Consider the following 18,957-nt stretch of genomic DNA (forward strand, 5'->3'; position numbering starts at 1 on the left):
TAACATGGAAAAAAGCATCGGAGCAAATCCAAATTTTTTTGACACAAAAGTACTAGGACACCCTTCAGGGCTGTTTGTATTGTTTTTCACAGAAATGTGGGAAAGATTCTCCTTTTACGGAATGAGAGTACTTTTGATTCAATTCTTAACAATGTCAGTTATTGGACTTAACCCTGGATGGGAAATGTCTACCGTAGATGCAGGTTCAATTTTTGCAACCTATGCAATGCTACTATATATTACTCCTATTTTTGGAGGTATAATTGCCGATAAATATATAGGTTATAGATGGGCCGTTTTAATTGGTTCCTTATTAATGACCTTAGGTCATGCTTCTATGACTTTAGAGTCTCCTTTTTACATGTATTTAGGTCTAGCTCTACTAGTTGCTGGAACAGGTTTCTTTAAACCCAATATGACTTCTATCCTTTCGGAAATGTACAAGTCTTTCCCAGAAAAGAAAGATGGAGCTTATACGATTTTCTACATGGGGGTAAACACAGGTGCTTTCTTTGGAATGATGCTTTGTGGATATTTAGGAGAAAAGATTGGTTGGCATTATGGATTTGGTTTAGCTGGTATTTTCATGTTACTAGGAACATTACAATTCTGGTTAGCAAAACCAATTTTTGGAAATATTGGAGATATTCCAAGTAAACAAAAACAAGAAGAAGAGCAACAAGAACAAATACAAACTACACAAGGTGGTACTCAACCTGAAAAAGAGGTAGAGAAACCGAATCCTTTTACCACAACAGATTACATCTTAATTGTATTAACTACCATAATTGGGTTCTTATATGCCTTTGATGATCCTTTTAGGGTTATTGGTGGTTTCGGATTATTCCCAGATACTATCTTTGGTATTGATGGAAAGACAGTAGGAATTGCCTTTGGCCTTGTAATTTTCTTATATTTAATTATTTCACGAATCATTCGTTACACTAAAATAGTCAGAGATAGAATGATTGCTGTAATTATTTTTGCATTCTTTACTATTTTCTTCTGGATGAGTTTTGAGCAAGGAGCAACTTCTTTAGTAATTTTTGCTAGAGATAATACCCAAAGAATTTTATCTGGTAATTTAGCTACAACCTTTAATATCTTTAATCTTTTATTGACTATTGTACCGTTGTTAATAGTAAGTTACGTACTTATTTTATTGGCTAAACAAACCTATAAAAAAGCACTTTTATCCAATGTAATTCTTGCTATTACTTTTATCGGAGTTTGGGCAGCTGCTATATGGATGCTTAACCGTGACTGGTCATCTCATACCTATGAAATATCTTATAGAGCTATCCAATCACCAGTGATGGACAAATCAGGTGAGCACCAAAAAAGTGAGCACGGAGACTTAATTTATCACTACCAACCAGTTAGTGAAAACTATGTCGCTACAACAGGAGAAACAGTTGTTACTCATCATGCAATAGTTGCTAATGAACAATTATTAGACAAGGGAGCACCTGTTATTATGTATGAAGAATTAGGTAAATATCACATCATTGATAATTCTCAGCACCATAAACTAACACAAGACTATGCTAAGTATGATAAAGTACCAGAAATTGTTCAAGGTACTATCGTAAGTACAAAAGACAATCAAGTAGAAATAACCGCTTCATGGTTCTCTATTTTGAACTCGTTCTTTATCATCGCATTTGCTTCTTTAGTTTCTAAATTATGGGACTCTAAATACAATCCACCTGCTGCTGTTAAATACGGTTTAGGGCTAATTATTATGGCTTTAGGATTTGGTATATTAGCTTATGGATCTCATGGTATTACTGAGGATACAAGAGTTTCTATGCTGTGGTTAGTATTTGCTTACTTACTGCATACTCTAGGAGAATTATTCTCTTCACCAGTTGGTCTATCTTATGTTTCTAAATTAGTTCCTGCCCGAATGATTGCACTAATGTTCGGAATGTGGTATCTTGCCATCGCAATTGGAAACAACTTAGCAGCTAAATTAGGAGGACAAATTGAAGTAATTACACAACAGTATTCACTTTCAACCTTCTTCTTAATCTTTACAATAGTACCAATAGTTGCAGGTATTTTAGTAATTGCATTAAATCCTGTGCTTAAGAAATTAATGCATGGAGTAAAATAATTGGTAATTTAAAATTAAATACTATGAGAAAAATATTTTTATTTTTAGCAGTATCTCTTCTTTCTTTAGGAGCCTATGCTCAAGAGATTAACTGGATGACTTTTGACCAAGCAGTTGAAGCTCAAAAGAAAAACGGTAAACCAATTTTCATGGATGCTTATACAGCATGGTGTGGACCTTGTAAAATGTTAGATAAGAATACCTTTAGTGACCCTGCTATTGTTGAATTAATTAATACAAAGTATAATGCAGTAAAATTTGATGCTGAAGGTACAGAGACAATTAATTACAAAGGACAACAGTACACTAATCCAAATTATGATGCAAATCGCAAAGGAAGAAATGCTACGCATGAATTCACTAAGTTTTTAAATATCCCTGGTTACCCTTCTATGGTAATTTTAGGAAATGATTTAAATGTAAGTGAAGTTATTGTTGGGTATAAAACTCCTACAGAATTAGCACCAAAATTATAATATATATCCTATAAAAAAAGGGCTATCTCGATGAGATAGCCCTTTTTTTATATCTTATTTCGAAATAGTCCCTAAAGGATTAAATACTATATTTATCTAAAACACGATTGATTTGAACAAATCTATTATGGTAGTAATTTTCCTTAGTAGAAGAAACAATTACGCCTCTTGTTGTAGAGGAATGAATAAATTTGATTTCGTCTTGAGATACTTCTGTAATGATACCTACATGATTAATACGGCTTCCCTTGGTCTTAAAGAAAATAAGATCCCCTTTCTGAGCATCTACCTTTTCAACCTGTTCCCCTACCTTAGCCATATCTAAAGAACGTCTAGGTAAATCTATACTAGCTTGAGAAAAAGCATTTAAAACTAATCCAGAGCAGTCAATTCCATTTTCTGTGGTACCACCATAACGGTAGCGTACACCGTAGAAATCAAAAGCAGAATTTATAATTTGACTAGAAACAAAAGAAAGTTCTACTTCTCTTTGATCCATTTGTGCCATAAACTCCTCTAAAAGGTTATCTAATTGTTCTTGCAGCTCTTTATCCTGGTCTTTACTTTGGGTTAAAACAGTGACCTTCTTAGGATCATTATAAGACGATTCTATCTTCTCTATTTTAAAATTATCTAACTGCTCCAAATTACCATTTGCTGCATTTACACTGCCAATAGCTAAACCTGTAGTGCATAGAAAGCTAACTGCTAAACCAATTAAATTTGCCATAAATCAAAGTTTATTTATCCGTAATAGGACTATTTTCAATTATCTTCAAAGCAGTTACCTCACTAGCTCCACTTCCTCCTAACTTATTAATCAATTGATCATACTCTGCTAATAAGTTAGTTCTATAAGGTGTTTGAAGAATTTTATCTAACTCTTTTTTTATCCTATTTGGATTACAATCTTTCTGAATTAATTCCACAACTAATTCTTTATCCATGATAAGATTCACTAAAGATATAAATTTCAAAGTAATAATTCGCTTAGCAATCTGAAAAGAAATTTCATTTCCTCTATATAAAACTACTTGAGGCACTCTAAAAAGAGCTGTCTCAAGTGTGGCAGTCCCACTAGTTACAAGGGCTGCGTAAGCTTGGTTGAGTAGAGCATAAGTCTGATTAAAGACAACTGTAATATTTGATTTTTTTATAAAATTATCGTAAAATTCTTTATTTTGCCCTGGAGCCCCCGCTATAACAAACTGATACTGAGGATAAAATTCAACTACCGCCAACATTTGTTCGAGTAATTTACTAATTTCTTGTTTTCTACTTCCTGGTAATAAAGCTATAATAGGCCTATCATCTAAATTGTTTTCTTTTCTGAAATCACCTTTATAATTAATCTTATAATTATCGATAGCATCAATTAGTGGGTGTCCTACAAAAGTAACTGGAAAGTCATGTTTACCTTGGTAAAAATCTTTTTCAAAAGGTAGGATTACATACATATAATCCACATCTCTTTTAATGGCTTTAATCCTATTTTCTTTCCACGCCCAAATCTGAGGAGAAATATAGTAATGGGTAGGTATACCTAATTGCTTTGCCCATTTTGCAATACGCATATTAAATCCAGGGTAATCAATAAATATTAACACATCTGGTTTGAATTCTAGTATATCTTTTTTACAAAAAGATATATTTTTCAAAATAGTACCTAAGTTTTGAATCACTTCAATAAAACCCATAAATGCCAAATCCTTATAATGCTTAACTAATTGAGCACCTTGATCTTGCATTAAGTCACCTCCCCAGGCACGGATCACCGCACTAGAATCATTTTTCTTGATTGCCTTAATTAAATTCGAGCCGTGTAAGTCTCCAGAAGCCTCTCCTGCTATAATGTAATACCTCATCTAAAATACTAGGGTTACAATGGTTAAAATTATAACGGCTAAAATACAGCCATTGGCGTAATTATCTAACTTTTTATTTATAAAAACACTAAATAATAATAAATTACAAATAGACCCAATTGCAATTACCTTGCCAAGCATTTTTGCTTTGACAATAAATTCAAAATCTAAAATAAAGTCAAAATGAGTGAAACCCCTTAAATAAAGTTCACTTCCTATAATAGTGACTAGTAAAGCACTAAAAAAACCTATAAGTAGTTGATTTATATTTGATTTCATTATAAATCCCAATCATTTAAACGATTAATACTATGGTAAGCAGTTAAATCAAAGTGTACAGGAACAACAGAGATATATCCATTGTGTAAAGCCCATTCATCGGTATCTTCCCCCTTATCGAAATTCACAAACTCTCCCTTTAACCAGTAATATTCCTTTCCATGTGGAGAAACCCTTTTGTCAAATTCTTCATTCCAAGTAGCCTTAGCTTGTCGACAAACTTTAACTCCTTTTATTTCTTGGGTTAATAATTTAGGGAAGTTTACGTTTAAAACTACATCGGTAGGAATACCATTTTCCAGTGCTTTTTGTGTTATATTCTTTACAAAAGGTTTGATTTGATCAAAATCAGCGTCCCAATTAAAGTCTAATAAAGAGAAACCAATAGCAGGTATTCCACTCATTCCTGCTTCCAGTGCTGCACTCATCGTACCCGAATAAATAACATTAATGGAAGAGTTAGATCCGTGATTAACCCCTGAAACACATAAATCAGGTTTGCGATCTAAAATCTGACTTAAAGCAATCTTTACACAATCCACTGGTGTCCCAGAACAAGCGTACTCTACCTCTATGTCCTTATCGATATTTACTTTTTCCAAAGTCAATGTATCATTTAAAGTCATTGCATGTCCCATTCCTGACTGAGCCTTATCTGGTGCTACAACAACAACTTCTCCAAGCTCTTTCATTACTTCAATAAGTGCTCTCATCCCAGGAGCTGTAATTCCATCGTCGTTTGTAACTAATATTAGTGGTTTTTTCTTCATTTTTATGTTTTTAACTCAAGCAAATTTACTAATTATAACTTTAGCATAATTCACTTTAAAAGCTTTCTATAGCCAAGTTAACCTCTAGTGGAACAAAAACATATCCCTTTAACAAATAATTATCTCCTATTACATCTATATCTTTGCTTTTTTAATTACTTTAGATGAAAACTATTTAATGAATACTATTTGGCTGTTTATGAAAAAGAATTTTAAAGTTATATTACTTCTCTTAGGAGTATCGGCAGTGCTATGGAGTTTTATGCCGAAAGATCCGAAAGATAGTCCTGAAAAAGACCAATTATTACTAGAGCTAGTAACTTATCTTTTAGAGCAAACACATTATGACCCTGCAAAAATAGACGATGAATTCTCACAAAACGTATATAAGTCCTACTTAGAAGCAATCGATCCTATGAAGAGATATCTACTTCAATCCGACGTAGACGAATTTGCTGTATATGAACTTTTAATTGATGATATGATTCAATTAAAGGATTTATCTTTTTTTGATTTAACTCAAAAACGTATCGAACAAAGAATGGCTGAATCGGAACAGATTTACCAAGAAGTTTTAGCCACGCCATTTGATTTTAGTATTGATGAAGAATTTGATGCAGATTATGAAAATTTAGCCTTTGCTAAGGACCGCGAGGAATTAAAGCAAAGATGGGCTAGACAACTTAAGTTAAATGCTTTATCTACTATTACAGACAACCTTAAAATACAGGAAAAAAGACAAAAAGAACAAGATGCTGAGTTAGATACTACGCAAGAACAAGAAATCATAGAGGCTGGCACACCAGAACAAGAAGCAATTTTTGTAGATAAGGATACTAGTGTAGAAAACGACTCTTTAAAAGCAAAACCGATAGAAATTAAATCTTTTGAGCAATTAGAAATAGATGCAAGAGAATCTATTGGAAAATCACTTGCAGAATACTTTGATGCAATGAAAGATTTGGAGCGAAAAGATTGGTTTACTGTATACATCAACTCTATTATGGAGCAATATGACCCACATACCTTATATTTCGCACCAGAAGACAAAGATCGATTTGATGCAAGCATTAGTGGAAACTTTGAAGGAATTGGAGCTGTATTACGCAAAAAAGCAGAAGGTGTTGAAATCAACGAACTTGTTACTGGTGGTCCAGCTTGGAAAGGTAAAGAAATTGAAGTGGGAGACATTATCTTAAAAGTAGCCCAAAATAAAAATGAAGAACCTACCGACATCGTTGGAGTTAGATTAGACGATGTAGTAAAACAGATTAAAGGTAAAAAAGGAACAACGGTTTACTTAACGATTAAAAAAATAGATGGAACTATTAAAGTAGTACCTATTATGCGTGAAGTAGTTGAAATGGAAGAAACCTATGCTAAGAGTTCTATCATTGAAGATAAAGGTAAAAAATATGGAATTATACACTTACCTAAATTCTACATTGATTTTGAAAATAAAGACAGAAGAAATGCCTTTACAGATGTTCAAAAAGAAATAATAGAATTAAAAGAACAAGGTATTGACGGAATAATCATGGATCTTAGAAACAACGGTGGTGGTTCTTTATCTACTGTTGTTGATATGGTGGGATTATTTGCCAAACCAGGGCCAGTGGTACAAGTAAAAGCCTCTCGTGGTAAGCAACAAGTTTTAGATGATAAACGCACTGAAATTGTTTGGGATGGTCCACTAGTAGTTTTAGTGAATAACTTCTCAGCATCAGCTTCAGAAATTTTTGCTGCTGCAATACAAGATTATAACAGAGGGATTGTTATTGGAAGTAAGCACACCTATGGTAAAGGAACAGTTCAAAACCTTATTGACTTAAATGATCTATTAAAAAAACAACCATATGGGGATTTAGGAGCTCTAAAAGTAACCTTACAAAAGTTCTATAGAATTAATGGAGGTTCCACTCAAAAAGAAGGAGTTCTAAGTGATATTGTACTTCCAGATCGCTATTCTTATATTGATATGGGAGAAAGAGATTTACAAAATGCAATGCCTTGGGATAAAATCGAGCGTGCTGCGTATGTCCCTTATAATTACGACTTCTCTTCTGTCATCGATAAGAGTAAAAAACGTATCTTGGAAAATGCACAATTCAATTTAATTGATGAAAATGCACAATGGATTAATCAAAGAAAAGATGAAAAGACTTTCTCACTAAACTTAGATAAATTCCAAGGAAAACAAAAAGAAATAGAAGAGATCACTAAAAAATTCAAACCTATTTCTGAATATAAAAACTCTCTTAATTTCGCTTCACTACCAAGTGAAATGATTAGAGTGGAAGAAGATTCCTTAATTAAATTAAAAAGAGATAGATGGCATGAAATGCTAAAATCAGATGTTTATGTAGAAGAAGGAATTAATATCTTAAAAGACTTACAATCTCAAAAGACTCCAAGTAGCATGAAAAAAATAGATGCTCAGTTGAATTATACCCATTAAACTAAATAATGATTTCAAATAGAAATTCACATAACAGACTAGCGCTCCAAAAATTCAAATCAAATTTTTGGGGCGTTTTGTCTTTTTGGATAATCATCCTATTATTTATACTTTCTTTAGGTGCTTTTTTTATCATACCAGATAAGAGTAAAAATGCAAATAGTGGTGATTTAGCTCTACACTCCAAATCACCTGGATTTAGTGTTAAGCAAATTATATTACCTCAACAAAGTAATGCTAGTGTTAAGGACTATTTTATTGGACGTGCTAATTATGTTTCGCCTATTAGTATTGACACTTTCTTTATAGATAAAAACAATATCTACTACCAACCCTTCTCCAACGGAATTCAAAGGACAGAAATGGATTCTATCTCACTGGATCTATGGCCTGCTAATACCCCTTTAAATAAAATAATTAAAGACAAAACTTTTTATCTGGGAACAGATAATCAAGGAAGAGACTTTTTAAGTCGTTTGGTTTTAGGTTCAAGAGTTTCTTTAAGCATTGGATTTGTTGCAGTGAGTATTTCTTTACTAATTGGTATTACCCTAGGAAGCATAGCAGGCTATTATGGAGGAAAAATCGATGCATTTATTTTATGGATTATCAACATATTCTGGACAATACCAACGCTTTTGTTAGTAATTGCTATAACCCTAGCTCTAGGAAAGGGTTTTTGGCAAGTCTTCATAGCAGTTGGATTAACCATGTGGGTAGAAGTTGCACGTGTAATTAGAGGACAAATAATAAGCATTAAGCGCCAACAATATGTCATTGCGGCAAAAGCTCTTGGTTATAGTGATTTGCGTATTATGTCCAAACATATTTTGCCCAATACCCTAAGCCCTATTATTGTGATATGTGCAGCAAACTTTGCATCAGCAATACTCATGGAAAGTGGTCTAAGCTTTTTAGGACTAGGTACACAAATACCTACCCCTAGTTGGGGAGCTATGATTAAAGAAAATTATAATTACATTCTAGTAGGAAAAGCCTATTTAGCCCTATTCCCAGGATTTGCAATGTTTTTGGTAGTAGTTAGCTTTATGATGATAGGAAATGCTCTAAGAGACGCCTTGGATGTAAAAAGTAAATAATTACTTAATGAGCATTGTTCTCATTTGTGTCTTATTTCCTTGATAAATATTTAAATCTACTTTGGTATCAATTCCCGGGATTATTCCCTTTTCACTAAATTGCCAGAAATGCCAATCTGGTTTAATTTCCTCTACAAAAAAATTATAATTAGCGATCCATAAAATATGGTCTGGGAACCATTTTTTTAAATTTTTCGTGTAATAATGTTCACCAGAATACAGAATAGGTTTCACTTTATAATGTTTCTCTACAGTAGCAATCCACCTTTGTAAACCACTGCGTAAAGAATCCATACTTTGTTCTTTTGGTAAGTCCTCTATATCTAAAACAGGAGGTAAATCCCCTTCACTTAATTTAACGTTTTTAATGAAGTTATTGGCTTGTTGTAAAGAATTTTCATCCGGACGGTAATAATGATATGCACCTCGAATAAAGTGATTGCTCCTTGCCCCTTTCCAATTTAACTTAAAAGCCTTATCCACTCCATCAGCTCCCATTGTAGCGCGAATGAATACAAACTCTAAAGGCTTCAAAGAAGCAATAGAATCAATACTTTGCCAGTCTATTACTCCTTGGTAATGGGAAACATCGAATCCTACCATCATCTCTTGATGTCTAGACAGCACCTCAACGGTCCTTACATCATAGAGACTCTTAGGCCCACCTCCTTTGGAATTATCTTGTAATATATATTGAATACCTTCCTTGAAATGAATTCCGAACCAAATACCAATACCCAATAATCCCACAATTATAGTAATCCACTTTATTCTATTTAAATAAAGTTTCATACTAGCGGTCTTCTTTGGAGCCACTTTTTTTCTAGGCCTTTTACTTGTTGTTTTCTTAACCGTAGTGGAAGTAGTTTTTCTAGGCGCTTTGCGTATCTTCTTTATTGCTGAATCAACGTCTTTTTGCTTAGGATCTGACTTTGACATGATACCTATTATTTTGTAGAATTAAAATGAAACAAATAAACCATCTACATTTTATGATTATCTAATCGAATAACAGGAACAGGTAATGGAATATTATTAAGTTTAAATTTACGATCAATTTCATAGCGAATATCACTAGCTATACGATCATTTTCAAAAGCTCTATCGATAAAGTAATATAGGTAAAAGCGCACTGTACTCTCTGAAAAGTCATGAAGAAACACTAAGCTTTTTGGATTTTTTAAAACTTTTGGATTACTATCCACGCAAGAAAGAAGTACTGCTTTAACTAATTCTGGATCTGTTCCAATATATACTCCAACTTCTATTTTAGCACGAATAACTGGATCCATATGTGTCCAGTTATACACCACATCATCTATAAGTTTACGGTTAGGTATTACAATGTTTTTTCTATTTCTAGTCTCTACAATAGTACAACGCAAACTAATGGACCTTACTCTAGCTACCTCATTGTTAATTTGAATAACATCTCCAACATTTAAAGTCTTATCAATAATAATATAAATTCCGGCAATCAAATCTCTAAAAATATCTTGCAATGCCAATCCTAAACCTACAAATAAGGCTGCAGAAGTAGTTAGAATTAAAGTAATGTTTATTCCAATAGCATTTAGAATGAAAAAAAACATTATCAAATAAATAAAGTAATTAACAAAGTTAAATACTGTCTTTAAACGAGCAGTCACATCTGGAGTAACCATCTTCAAAATGGCCTTCCTTAAAAAATATAATGCATAACGCGTTACAATAACTGTTACTATAATAAACAAAATAGTTCCTACGGTTATGGACATAGACTGGCTTGCGTAAAACTCGTAATGTAAGAGTTTAGTAAAAAATGCTTTTAAATTCAATGCAATGGATTTAATTCCCTATAATAATTCGTTTTAATGAAAAAGCGATTCAATTTTAAGTGTGAATTTACAAAAAAAATCATACTCTAAAACCATATAATTGGCATTACATTAAATAATCTTATCTAAGGTAAAAATAACTAATTCAAAATCAATTATTTCTTGGGGATTAGTAGTGTAATGAATAAATACGGATAAAAAAAACCTCTTCTGTTGTAGAAGAGGTTTTGTGCGGGTAAAAGGACTCGAACCTTCACACCTTGCGGCACCAGATCCTAAGTCTGGCGTGTCTACCAATTTCACCATACCCGCGAACACTTGGTAAGAAACCTGTCATTGGTTTCTTTAAGACGTTGCAAATATACTATTAGTTTTTTAATGCGCAATATTTATTTTAAAAAAACTTTTTTTCTCCTTTAAAAAGAAGGAATAAAAAAAGCCCCTTCTGTTATAGAAGAGGCTTTGTGCGGGTAAAAGGACTCGAACCTTCACACCTTGCGGCACCAGATCCTAAGTCTGGCGTGTCTACCAATTTCACCATACCCGCGAACAGTTGGTAAGAAACCTGTCTTGGTTTCTTTAAGACGTTGCAAATATACAATGACTTTTTTAATCTGCAAGAAAAACTTTATTTTTTTTTATGCTTATGTTTGTAACTACAAAAACAATCTACCTTTATAAAAAATGAAAGATTCAAAACAATTTGTTCAAGAAAACAAACAACGTCTTATAGATGAGTTAATTGAACTATTAAAAATGCCTTCTATAAGTGCAGACAGTGCCTATTCACAGGATGTTTTCAATACAGCAGAAGCTGTAAAAGAAAATTTAGAAAAGATCGGATGTGATAACGTTGAAATATGTGAAACACCAGGATATCCTATTGTTTACGCTGAAAAAATAATCGATCCAGCTTTGCCTACTGTATTGGTTTATGGTCATTATGATGTGCAACCTGCAGACCCAATTGAACTTTGGGACTCTCCCCCATTTGAACCAGTGATTAAAAAAACAGCTATTCATCCAGAGGGAGCCATATTCGCAAGAGGAGCTTGTGATGATAAAGGCCAGATGTTTATGCATGTTAAAGCTGTAGAATATATGATTTCTACAAACACCTTACCTTGTAATGTCAAATTTATGATTGAAGGAGAAGAGGAAGTAGGTTCAGTTAGTCTAGGTTGGTTTATTAAAAACCACAAAGAGAAACTTAAAAATGACGTAATTTTAATTAGTGATACTGGAATGATTTCTAATGAGCATCCTTCTATTACTACAGGTTTACGTGGTTTGAGTTACGTAGAGGTAGAAGTAACAGGACCAAACCGTGACCTTCACTCAGGGTTATACGGTGGAGCTGTTGCTAACCCAATCAACATCTTAACTAAGATGATTGCATCGTTACATGATGAAAACAATAAAATTACTATTCCCGGATTCTACGATAAAGTAGAAGAGCTTTCTCAAAAAGAAAGGGATCAAATGGCAAAAAGACCATTCTCTTTGGATGCTTACAAAGAACATTTAGATATTTTAGACGTACATGGAGAGGCAGGTTACTCTACAAATGAACGTAACTCTATTCGCCCTACACTAGACGTAAATGGAATCTGGGGAGGATATATAGGAGAAGGTGCTAAAACAGTAATAGCAAGTAAAGCATTTGCTAAAATATCTATGCGATTAGTACCAAACCAAGAATGGGAGGAAATTACTGAATTATTTAAGAAGCACTTTGAAAGTATAGCTCCAAAATCAGTTAAAGTTAAAGTAACTCCACACCACGGTGGACAAGGTTATGTAACTCCAATTGATTTTATTGGCTATAAAGCAGCTGAAAAAGCATATAAGGATACTTTTGGAGTAGATCCAATTCCTGTTCGTTCTGGCGGAAGTATTCCAATTGTTGCTTTATTTGAAGAGGTTTTAGGCTCTAAAAGTATTATGATGGGCTTTGGTTTGGATACAGATGCAATCCACTCACCAAATGAACATTTTGGAATATTTAATTATTTAAAAGGAATTGAAACTATTCCATTATTCTACAAATACTACACAGAATTAGCTAAATAGTTTATAAAAGTAAAAGTCGGATTAGATCACTAATCCGACTTTTTTAATATGTAGTTACTTTAAAGCGTTTTTTGCTTCAATCCACAATCCCATATACTTTGAACTTAAAGCACTATGGTGTTTAAAAACTTGTGCTAAGAAATGTTCTTGTCTATGTTTTTCTAAGTTTTTAAATATTTTCTCTAAACAATGGTATAGATTAGAAGCATGCTTTGTTTTATTATACAGTTTTTCTATTATATCCTTGCCCTTATGTTGCTTTTCTAGCCACAACTCTTTATTGGTATATAACTCAAGGGTCTTTTGTACATAATCCTCTGGAGTATTGGCTATAAATCCTGGCCAAATGGTTTGATCCCCCATAGATTCTGCTCCAATTTCAGAACTAATAGAAGGGGTTCCTACTCTAATGGCATCAATAAACTTTCCTTTGATACCAGCTCCAAAAACAATTGGAGCTAACATGATTCTAGCTTCGGCAATTACCCCTAAGGCATCTTGGGCTCTACCGTGTACTAAAAATCCTTGGGAAGCATTATGCAAGTCCCATACCTTTTGGGAGGGATAAGCTCCATAAATATGCATCTTAACACCTGGTAATTGCTTTCTCAATAAAGGCCATAAGTGTTTTTTTATGTATAGTACCGTTTGCCAATTAGGCTCATGAATAAAATTGCCAATAAAGACTAAATTCTGCCTTTGTTCATAAGTCAACCAACTATCCATCTCTTGTGTTCGCAAAGGTGCCTCCAAAAAAGGCAACACAAAAAGTAGACTCTTTTTCACCTCAAAGGTGTTGATAAGTAAATCATATTCGAAATCACTTATAAGTAGGCTAAGATCACAACGCAAGATACTTGCCAATTCTCTTTTAGTTCTATCTGTAAATAAATAAGATTGTAAATCCGTTGCATTGTCCTTAAACATTTGAGCTCGTGCATAACGCAAAAAATGTAAATCCTCTGTATCTAACACCGTCATTGCTCTTGGGCATTGCTCTTGAGCTTTCCAACCAAATTGCTCTTCTACCATAAAGCGATCAAATAACACAATATCTGGATCTAATTCTTTTAGGACCTGGTCTGTTCTTGAGTCGTTGAGCCAAAACTCAAACTCCTTTACATTAAAAGGGCTTAAATCATCACTAAACTCACTCTTATTAGCTGTTGAGCTTAGAAAAATTTCCATATCCCAACTCTGAAAAGTTTCAATAAGTTGAAGCATGCGCTTTCCAGCAGCTGATGATCTACTCTCTGGCCACACTTGTGCTAGGATGACAATTCTTTTATTTTGGAATGCTGTATTCATAAAGGCAAAAATACACTTTCTATAGATGGAATACACTCATTTTTAATCTATATAATATTTAGTATTTTTGCATAAAAGAAACGGATTATGCTAGGATTAAAATTATTGACCGACCCAAGATGGGCAAATATCGCTGAATCAAACTTAGAGGAGATTTTAACAGACCATTGTTGGTGTGAACAAAAAGCAGCAACCAATGCAATTACTATTATCACCTATAACTCTGAATATCCAGATTTAGTAGATGAAATGACAAATATTGCTATTGAAGAAATGGAACATTTTAGAATGGTACATCAAATCATCAAGGATAGAGGATATACTTTAGGAAGAGAGCGTAAAGATGACTATGTAAATCAACTTTATAAGTTTTGTAAAAAAGATGGAAGTCGAAATGATGCATTTATCGACAGACTATTGTTTGCTGCAATGATTGAAGCAAGAAGTTGTGAGCGTTTTAGAGTTCTTCACCAAAACATTCAAGATCCTGAGTTAGCAAAATTCTATTATGACCTAATGGTTTCTGAGGCTAATCACTATACTACTTTTTTAAATTTTGCTAGAAAATACACCGAAAAGGTAGATGTAGACAAAAGATGGAAAGAATGGTTAGAGTTTGAAGGTAACCTTATACAAAGTTACGGTAACAAAGAGCAAATACACGGGTAAAATACTTTGCATACAAAAGATAACTCTCTTTTGTATGCAAAACCCTTTTACTGTTCTATCTTAAATAAGACTGGCCGACTTAAACTTGCATCATTAGCAATAGAGGCTACTTGAAGGTTTAAAAAATAAAAGCCATCCTTGATTTTATCTTCTACGTAAATCAACTCCGTAATAGTAGCATCTAAGCGAGCAGTACGGTTCAATGGATCTATTTGGGTAATATTCCAAAATGCGCGATGCGCTAAAAGTGCTCCATCATCTTTTTCTTTATCCACACTTGGCAGATCTACCAGTAGGTGTTTAATTCCTTTTTCCTTTAAAAATTCAGCAACTTCCCAAGATAAATAAGGCGGATTAGTATGAGAGTATTTTTTGCTTTTTTTATCATTATTATTGGGTAGAGTACGTATTATGAAAGCACTTTGTCCTTTATCTACCCACAGGGATTCAATTTGTTCTAATGTGATAACTTGATCCTGTTCCAAGTATTGTGGATAAACGCTTACCAATTGACTAAGAAAAAAGAAATCCTTTAAATGATCATTTATAGAATACTTTTCTAAGGTAATATGTCCAAGACATTCTGTATGGGTAGCATGAGCATGGGGATTAACTGTTATAGTATTAAAATTGGTAGAAGAACTACCGCTTTTAACTTCTCCTACCCAATCCCCTATTTTTACTGGTAAAATACTTGGTTCGGATAAATACCAAGCAATGGGATTGTTTTGGTTGCCTTGAAGTTCAATACTCAAATCCAATGCACAAGACAAGTCAATATTGTACGTAGTTGCATTATACTCTATAGTTGCTTTCATAGTAATACCTTTTATTTGGTCCAAAATAAATCACTTGCAAGTCCATCACTTAAAAATTTACCCTGATCTGTTATGGTTAAAACTCCGTTCTCCAAGTGCATTAAACCACTATTTATATGCTTTTGAGCACCTTGAAGAACATAATCTTGAAAAGTCTTACCATAATCTTCTGCTATTCTTAAAGTGTCCACTCCCCAAATGGTTCGAAGCCCAGTCATAATATACTCATTATAACGATCTGCTAGTGAAAGATGTTCTTTTTCAAAACGTAATTCTGAGCTTTCTACCCCTTTAATATATAAGTTATTGTTGGCGATATTCCAGCTCCTTGATTCTCCATCAAAGCTATGTGCAGAAGGTCCTAATCCCAAATAAACTTTTCCTAACCAATAGGCAGTATTATTTTTAGAATGATATCCTGGCATACTAAAATTAGAGAGTTCATAGTGTTGGTAACCCATTTTTTTGAGTATATCCATTAAGATCACAAAGTGTTCATGAGCTTGATCCTCTTCAGGCATTGGAATTACTCCCTTTTGAATTAATTTATTTAGAGCAGTCCTAGGCTCCACAGTTAAGGCATAGCACGAAATATGCTTAATCCCTAAATCCACAACTCTTTGAATATTTTCACGCCACCTATCATTACTAAGCCCAGGAATACCATAAATTAAATCTACTGAAATATTATCAAAATATTTACTAGCATTCTCTAAAGATTCGATTGCTTGTCCTTGATTATGGGCTCTATTCATCATTTCTAAATCCCCTTGATCGAAACTCTGCACTCCTATACTCAATCGGTTTACTTTTGAATCTGCTAATTTTATAATTGTAGCTAAATCTAAATCATCTGGATTTGCCTCTAGAGTAATCTCCGCGATAGGATTTACTTCAAATAAAGCATGTACCTTATCAATTAACGTATTTATTTGCTCGACCTCTAAAATACTTGGAGTACCACCCCCAAAATAAATGGTGTCGATGATTTTACCTTGTAAACTGCTTGCCCTTAATTGCATTTCCTTAGCAATAGCATCGAGCATAGCTTGGTTATTCTTCAAGGAGGTTGAAAAATGGAAATCACAATAATGACATGCCTGCTTACAAAATGGTATATGTATATAAATTCCAGCCATTATTTTTTAATTCTATCTTGATTTTGTTTAACAAAAGCATCCCAACCTGAGTAGCTTGTCTTTCCAACTACTCTATTAGAATTGAAAAAATGACAAACCGCAGCCGCAAGACCATCGGTACTATCTAAATTCTTTGGTAATTCTTTTAAATGAAGAAGCTGTTGCAGCATTTTTGCCACTTGCTCTTTAGTGGCATTACCATTACCTGTAACGGCCATTTTTATTTTCTTTGGCTCGTAGGTTGTAATAGGAATACTTCTAGAGAGCCCAGCAGCAATTGCTACTCCCTGAGCTCTTCCTAGCTTTAACATAGATTGAACATTCACCCCAAAGAAAGGCTCTTCAATGGCGATTTCATCGGGATGATGGGTATCAATTAACTCAATAGTACGTTCAAAAATCTTTTTTAGCTTAGTAAAAGGATCCGTTACTTTTTGCAATTGAAGCTCATTTAATTGAACAAATTCCATTTTTTTGTTCACAACTTTTATTATACCAAAACCCATTATAGTGGTTCCTGGATCGATTCCTAAAATGATTCTCTCGTGGGCCAAATTATTATTTTTTTGTTCAATTTAACGATAAGCATAAAAATATTCTCTTTCTTTGCAAGGATGAAAATACTATCTGACAAAACTAAGCAATTCTTAGTACTTCTAATCAAAATATTAGTGGTCCTAGCCGCTATTTACTATATCTATAACCAATTGTCTAATGACAAAACTCTAGATCTAGCTATTCTATTAGAAGTATTAGAACAAAAGAAAAATACTATCCCACTTATAGGTGTAGTTCTATTGACTTTTTCCAACCGTTTTGTAGAAATTCTAAAATGGCAAAACTTGTCCTCTTTGATTCGACCAGTAAGCCTTGGCATGGCAACTCGCCAAGTTTTAAGTGCACTTACTTTGGGAATATTCACTCCCAATGGAATTGGGGAATATGCAGGAAAAGCTCTTTATTTTGATAAAAAATACACATCTAGAGTTATCTTCTTAAATATGGTTTGTAATGGTATACAGGTAATTTACGCTATTGTATTTGGTCTATTTGGTTTGACTATATTAAATAATATACATCCCATAATTCCTAACTCTTACCTTTATACTCTATATGGTATCATACTGGTATTACTACTGCTTATCTTCAGCATTAGAAATTTCACTATCAAGGGGTATTCTATACAAACCCTAATAAGTAGTCTGCAAAAAATACCTAAAAAAACACATCGAAAAAATATGTTTTTAGCTTTATTGCGCTATTTATCCTTTACACATCAATATATCTTATTGTATTATATATTAGGAGTAGAGCTTCCATACATAGAATTATTCTGTGCTGTAGCAGCAATTTATCTGTTAGCTTCCTCTTTGCCTAATTTCCAGTTTTTAGAATTTGCAGTAAAAGGAAGTATAGCTATGTTTATCTTTACAACTCTGGGAGTAAACCAGTGGATTGTAGCATTAGTAGCAACTTTAATATGGATTTTGAATATCGTTTTACCAATAAGTATTGGTAGCTTTTTTGTCCTGTCTTTTAAAGTTAAAACAGAACCTAGTTCTATTGCTTAACTAAGACAATAGGCAATATAAATTCGCTGTTAACTGTTATTCCTTGTTTAGTTGCAGGATAAATCAACGGGAAATCTCTAGTTTTTATTTTAACCAGACTATCTAATGCAACATTTTGCATTTTTAAACTATCCACTAGAGGTAATAATTGGAAAGAGATATTATTATCCCAACTGATTTTAACTAAAACATGCAAAGTATCTAAAGCTTGGAAGCTTCCCTTTAGGGTATCTTGACTTAATCTATTTTGCAACTCCGCAGTCATAAAAGCATAAAAACATTCTTTTTTTCTGTCAACATCCGAAATAGTATCACAACTCGGAGTACTGGGATAAGTATCTACCTTATTCCAATCTACTTTTGTCAATTCACTGTGCAAAAGTTTATCCCTTTCTACTTCCTGGGAGACGTTAAAGTCACAGCCAATTATAAAAAAGGACAAAAAGACTAACACTATTAACTTATTCATGTACATTAATAAGGTTTAATATCTTA

At 33.3% G+C, this 18,957-nt stretch carries 18 protein-coding genes and 2 tRNA genes; 7 read left to right on the top strand and 13 right to left on the bottom strand.

Annotated elements, in window-relative coordinates:
* Window positions 1-4: 4 nt before the first annotated feature.
* Together ACYSNX_RS00105 and ACYSNX_RS00110 are read left to right on the top strand one after the other, a co-directional pair.
* Window positions 5-2,119: a peptide MFS transporter gene (locus ACYSNX_RS00105; protein ID WP_461752655.1), complete on the top strand. Its 2,115-nt coding sequence runs from the start codon at window positions 5-7 to the stop codon at window positions 2,117-2,119.
* A gap of 23 nt (window positions 2,120-2,142) precedes the next feature.
* Complete coding sequence (locus tag ACYSNX_RS00110) at window positions 2,143-2,595, top strand: thioredoxin family protein (protein WP_461752656.1); 453 nt, start codon at window positions 2,143-2,145, stop codon at window positions 2,593-2,595.
* 79 nt (window positions 2,596-2,674) lie between these two features.
* Here ACYSNX_RS00110 and ACYSNX_RS00115 read toward each other — a convergent pair whose 3' ends face one another.
* The 4 genes from ACYSNX_RS00115 to surE are packed head-to-tail and all read right to left on the bottom strand — an operon-like array spanning window position 2,675 to window position 5,509.
* Entirely contained in the window at window positions 2,675-3,325 is a 651-nt protein-coding gene (locus ACYSNX_RS00115) for a C40 family peptidase (RefSeq protein WP_461752657.1), read from the bottom strand.
* Window positions 3,326-3,335: 10 nt separating this feature from the next.
* Window positions 3,336-4,460 carry a lipid-A-disaccharide synthase gene (gene lpxB, locus ACYSNX_RS00120; protein ID WP_461752658.1) on the bottom strand — a complete coding sequence of 375 codons (1,125 nt, stop codon included), beginning with the start codon at window positions 4,458-4,460 and terminating at the stop codon, window positions 3,336-3,338.
* Window positions 4,461-4,739, bottom strand: a complete 279-nt coding sequence (locus ACYSNX_RS00125) for a hypothetical protein (protein ID WP_461752659.1) — start codon at window positions 4,737-4,739, stop codon at window positions 4,461-4,463.
* A complete protein-coding gene (gene surE / locus ACYSNX_RS00130; protein WP_461752660.1) occupies window positions 4,739-5,509 on the bottom strand; it encodes a 5'/3'-nucleotidase SurE in 771 nt (256 codons plus the stop codon). The genes ACYSNX_RS00125 and surE overlap by 1 nt, the downstream gene beginning before the upstream one ends.
* A 178-nt stretch (window positions 5,510-5,687) precedes the next feature.
* Here surE and ACYSNX_RS00135 point away from each other — a divergent pair, with 178 nt between their 5' ends.
* Window positions 5,688-7,967, top strand: coding sequence for a carboxy terminal-processing peptidase (locus ACYSNX_RS00135; RefSeq protein ID WP_461752661.1), 2,280 nt, complete (start codon window positions 5,688-5,690; stop codon window positions 7,965-7,967).
* Window positions 7,968-7,975: 8 nt separating this feature from the next.
* On the top strand, window positions 7,976-9,067 hold the full coding sequence (locus ACYSNX_RS00140; RefSeq protein WP_461752662.1) for an ABC transporter permease: 1,092 nt from the start codon (window positions 7,976-7,978) through the stop codon (window positions 9,065-9,067).
* On the opposite strand, the gene ACYSNX_RS00145 is transcribed toward ACYSNX_RS00140, so the two are convergent.
* The 4 genes from ACYSNX_RS00145 to ACYSNX_RS00160 all read right to left on the bottom strand — a co-directional run bounded on the left by ACYSNX_RS00145 (window position 9,068) and on the right by ACYSNX_RS00160 (window position 11,431).
* The gene (locus tag ACYSNX_RS00145) at window positions 9,068-9,859 is read right to left on the bottom strand and encodes a glycoside hydrolase family 25 protein (protein ID WP_461752776.1); all 792 of its coding nucleotides are present in this window, start codon (window positions 9,857-9,859) and stop codon (window positions 9,068-9,070) included. It abuts the gene before it with no gap.
* A 191-nt stretch (window positions 9,860-10,050) separates the two neighbouring features.
* A complete protein-coding gene (locus tag ACYSNX_RS00150) occupies window positions 10,051-10,884 on the bottom strand; it encodes a mechanosensitive ion channel family protein (protein ID WP_461752663.1) in 834 nt (277 codons plus the stop codon).
* A gap of 230 nt (window positions 10,885-11,114) precedes the next feature.
* Window positions 11,115-11,196 (bottom strand) — tRNA-Leu (locus ACYSNX_RS00155).
* Window positions 11,197-11,349: 153 nt separating this feature from the next.
* Window positions 11,350-11,431, bottom strand: a tRNA-Leu gene (locus ACYSNX_RS00160).
* Window positions 11,432-11,568: 137 nt separating this feature from the next.
* Here ACYSNX_RS00160 and ACYSNX_RS00165 point away from each other — a divergent pair.
* Window positions 11,569-12,957, top strand: coding sequence for a dipeptidase (locus tag ACYSNX_RS00165; protein WP_461752664.1), 1,389 nt, complete (start codon window positions 11,569-11,571; stop codon window positions 12,955-12,957).
* Window positions 12,958-13,011: 54 nt separating this feature from the next.
* Here the strand turns inward: ACYSNX_RS00165 and ACYSNX_RS00170 are convergent, their stop codons facing one another.
* Window positions 13,012-14,265 carry a glycosyltransferase gene (locus ACYSNX_RS00170; RefSeq protein ID WP_461752665.1) on the bottom strand — a complete coding sequence of 418 codons (1,254 nt, stop codon included), beginning with the start codon at window positions 14,263-14,265 and terminating at the stop codon, window positions 13,012-13,014.
* Between the two features lie 87 nt (window positions 14,266-14,352).
* Here ACYSNX_RS00170 and ACYSNX_RS00175 point away from each other — a divergent pair, with 87 nt between their 5' ends.
* On the top strand, window positions 14,353-14,934 hold the full coding sequence (locus tag ACYSNX_RS00175; RefSeq protein ID WP_461752666.1) for a MiaE family protein: 582 nt from the start codon (window positions 14,353-14,355) through the stop codon (window positions 14,932-14,934).
* Window positions 14,935-14,981: 47 nt separating this feature from the next.
* Here the strand turns inward: ACYSNX_RS00175 and ACYSNX_RS00180 are convergent, their stop codons facing one another.
* Genes ACYSNX_RS00180 through ruvC form a run of 3 tightly spaced genes read right to left on the bottom strand, consistent with a single transcriptional unit; the run spans window position 14,982 to window position 17,445 of the window.
* Window positions 14,982-15,752 carry a cyclase family protein gene (locus ACYSNX_RS00180; RefSeq protein WP_461752667.1) on the bottom strand — a complete coding sequence of 257 codons (771 nt, stop codon included), beginning with the start codon at window positions 15,750-15,752 and terminating at the stop codon, window positions 14,982-14,984.
* 11 nt (window positions 15,753-15,763) lie between these two features.
* Window positions 15,764-16,891, bottom strand: coding sequence for a radical SAM family heme chaperone HemW (gene hemW / locus ACYSNX_RS00185; protein ID WP_461752668.1), 1,128 nt, complete (start codon window positions 16,889-16,891; stop codon window positions 15,764-15,766).
* Window positions 16,891-17,445 carry a crossover junction endodeoxyribonuclease RuvC gene (ruvC, locus tag ACYSNX_RS00190; RefSeq protein ID WP_461752669.1) on the bottom strand — a complete coding sequence of 185 codons (555 nt, stop codon included), beginning with the start codon at window positions 17,443-17,445 and terminating at the stop codon, window positions 16,891-16,893. Before ruvC ends, hemW begins: the two co-directional genes overlap by 1 nt.
* Window positions 17,446-17,505: 60 nt before the next feature.
* Between ruvC and ACYSNX_RS00195 the strand changes: the two genes are divergently transcribed.
* Entirely contained in the window at window positions 17,506-18,462 is a 957-nt protein-coding gene (locus ACYSNX_RS00195) for a hypothetical protein (protein ID WP_461752670.1), read from the top strand.
* Here ACYSNX_RS00195 and ACYSNX_RS00200 read toward each other — a convergent pair.
* Window positions 18,452-18,931: a hypothetical protein gene (locus ACYSNX_RS00200; RefSeq protein ID WP_461752671.1), complete on the bottom strand. Its 480-nt coding sequence runs from the start codon at window positions 18,929-18,931 to the stop codon at window positions 18,452-18,454. The two genes, ACYSNX_RS00195 and ACYSNX_RS00200, sit on opposite strands and share 11 nt — an antisense overlap.
* Between the last annotated feature and the right edge of the window lie 26 nt (window positions 18,932-18,957).

This window comes from Myroides sp. LJL115 (assembly GCF_054871665.1).

What these genes read in the sequence shown, in the direction of transcription:
- ACYSNX_RS00145 (WP_461752776.1), bottom strand. Translation starts at nt 9,859, where the DNA reads ATGAAACTTTATTTAAATAGAATAAAGTGGATTACTATAATTGTGGGA.
- hemW (WP_461752668.1), bottom strand. Translation starts at nt 16,891, where the DNA reads ATGGCTGGAATTTATATACATATACCATTTTGTAAGCAGGCATGTCAT.
- ACYSNX_RS00175 (WP_461752666.1), top strand. Translation starts at nt 14,353, where the DNA reads ATGCTAGGATTAAAATTATTGACCGACCCAAGATGGGCAAATATCGCT.
- ACYSNX_RS00125 (WP_461752659.1), bottom strand. Translation starts at nt 4,739, where the DNA reads ATGAAATCAAATATAAATCAACTACTTATAGGTTTTTTTAGTGCTTTA.
- ACYSNX_RS00135 (WP_461752661.1), top strand. Translation starts at nt 5,688, where the DNA reads ATGAATACTATTTGGCTGTTTATGAAAAAGAATTTTAAAGTTATATTA.
- ACYSNX_RS00170 (WP_461752665.1), bottom strand. Translation starts at nt 14,265, where the DNA reads ATGAATACAGCATTCCAAAATAAAAGAATTGTCATCCTAGCACAAGTG.
- ACYSNX_RS00140 (WP_461752662.1), top strand. Translation starts at nt 7,976, where the DNA reads ATGATTTCAAATAGAAATTCACATAACAGACTAGCGCTCCAAAAATTC.
- ACYSNX_RS00110 (WP_461752656.1), top strand. Translation starts at nt 2,143, where the DNA reads ATGAGAAAAATATTTTTATTTTTAGCAGTATCTCTTCTTTCTTTAGGA.
- ACYSNX_RS00200 (WP_461752671.1), bottom strand. Translation starts at nt 18,931, where the DNA reads ATGAATAAGTTAATAGTGTTAGTCTTTTTGTCCTTTTTTATAATTGGC.
- ACYSNX_RS00165 (WP_461752664.1), top strand. Translation starts at nt 11,569, where the DNA reads ATGAAAGATTCAAAACAATTTGTTCAAGAAAACAAACAACGTCTTATA.
- ACYSNX_RS00115 (WP_461752657.1), bottom strand. Translation starts at nt 3,325, where the DNA reads ATGGCAAATTTAATTGGTTTAGCAGTTAGCTTTCTATGCACTACAGGT.
- ACYSNX_RS00195 (WP_461752670.1), top strand. Translation starts at nt 17,506, where the DNA reads ATGAAAATACTATCTGACAAAACTAAGCAATTCTTAGTACTTCTAATC.
- lpxB (WP_461752658.1), bottom strand. Translation starts at nt 4,460, where the DNA reads ATGAGGTATTACATTATAGCAGGAGAGGCTTCTGGAGACTTACACGGC.
- ACYSNX_RS00180 (WP_461752667.1), bottom strand. Translation starts at nt 15,752, where the DNA reads ATGAAAGCAACTATAGAGTATAATGCAACTACGTACAATATTGACTTG.
- surE (WP_461752660.1), bottom strand. Translation starts at nt 5,509, where the DNA reads ATGAAGAAAAAACCACTAATATTAGTTACAAACGACGATGGAATTACA.
- ACYSNX_RS00105 (WP_461752655.1), top strand. Translation starts at nt 5, where the DNA reads ATGGAAAAAAGCATCGGAGCAAATCCAAATTTTTTTGACACAAAAGTA.